This is a genomic window from Sphingobium sp. SG1, assembly GCF_057063145.1.
Genome location: NZ_JBVVOJ010000061.1, coordinates 1 through 1,320, shown reverse-complemented (window position 1 = coordinate 1,320; position 1,320 = coordinate 1). Strand labels below are relative to the sequence as shown.

Genomic DNA, 1,320 nt, shown 5'->3' with positions numbered 1-1,320 from the left:
GCCAGCTAATGGGATGGACGGCTCTCCCACCCCGGAGCATCGTTGTGCAACCGGCAGTCGAAGGAGAGGAATGATGACCATCGATGTACTTGGTATTGATCTGGCGAAGAATGTCTTCCAGCTGCATGGCGTTGATCGCAAGGGCAATGCGATTTTCAAACGGCGGGTCATGCGCGACCAACTACTTTCGGTGCTGGCCGGGATTGAGCCCTGCACCGTCGCGATCGAAGCCTGCACAGGAGCATTTTGCTGGGCCCGCCAATTTGAAGAGTTGGGCCACAACGTGAAGATCGTGAGTCCTCAATATGTGAAGCCATTTGTCCGCAGGCAGAAGAACGACGGCAACGATGCCGAGGCGATCTGTACGGCTGTGCGTCAACCCCACATTCCGCTGGTGCCTAAGAAAAGCGTTGAGCAACAGGATATCCAGGCTCTACACCGCGCCCGCCAGCGTCTTGTGAACCACCGAACGGCCCTGGTCAGCCAGATGCGCGGGCTGCTGCTTGATCGTGGCATTGCCTTTGCCAAGTCGATTACCCGGGTGAGACGCATGATTCCGGAGATACTCGCACGCGCCGACTCCGGCCTCTCGACTATGGCCCGTGAGACCATTGCCGAGCTCTGGGATTTCTTCTGCGATCTCGAACGCCGCATCGAGCATTTCGACAAGAAAATCGAAGCCGTCTTCAAATCGAGCGAGCCCTGTCAGCGTGTCGCCAGGATCAAAGGCGTTGGGCCCAAAACGGCAACAGCGATTGTCGCGGCGGTCGGCGATGGTTCGGACTTCAGGAATGGGCGCCACATGGCGGCCTGGCTTGGATTAGTACCGCGCCAGTTCTCGAGCGGTGATAAGGCGGTGCTTATGGGCATCTCTAAACGAGGAAGCCAGCATTTGCGCAGCCTATTGGTTCACGGCGCGCGTGCCGTCGTGAGAACGGCACCCAATAAAAATGATCCCATCAGCCAATGGGCCAACCAGCTTCGGGAGCGACGCGGGTTCAACCGCGCAACGGTTGCCATCGCCAACAAGAATGCACGGATAATCTGGGCCGTGCTTCGAACGGGCGATCAATACCGCGCCGCCGCCTGAAGAACCGAACCAGTTTGCGAGTAGACGGAGAAATGGACTGCACTGATCGAGCCGACGCGCGACGAGCCTGACTATTATCGAGGCCCTTGAGGCCTACCAGCTGTAGAGGTGCGCGTGTGCGGATTTCCCATTTGGGCGCTCTGGACAACCAGCTGACGCCGGATAGATGTTTGCAACTGATCCACGCAGAACGTTTCAATGCCGCTTGCAAAGGGAGAGCCGTCCATAGA

1 protein-coding gene is annotated in these 1,320 nt (G+C 58.0%); it reads left to right on the top strand.

The features are described from left to right. Window positions 1-73 precede the first annotated feature (73 nt). Window positions 74-1,090 (top strand): IS110 family RNA-guided transposase, encoded by a 1,017-nt coding sequence (locus AC0KVN_RS27550; RefSeq protein WP_026109761.1) that lies wholly within the window; start codon window positions 74-76, stop codon window positions 1,088-1,090. Window positions 1,091-1,320 lie beyond the last annotated feature (230 nt).

Bases quoted from the DNA above. Each gene is read 5' to 3' on its own strand.
- AC0KVN_RS27550 (WP_026109761.1), top strand. From the start codon at position 74: ATGACCATCGATGTACTTGGTATTGATCTGGCGAAGAATGTCTTCCAG.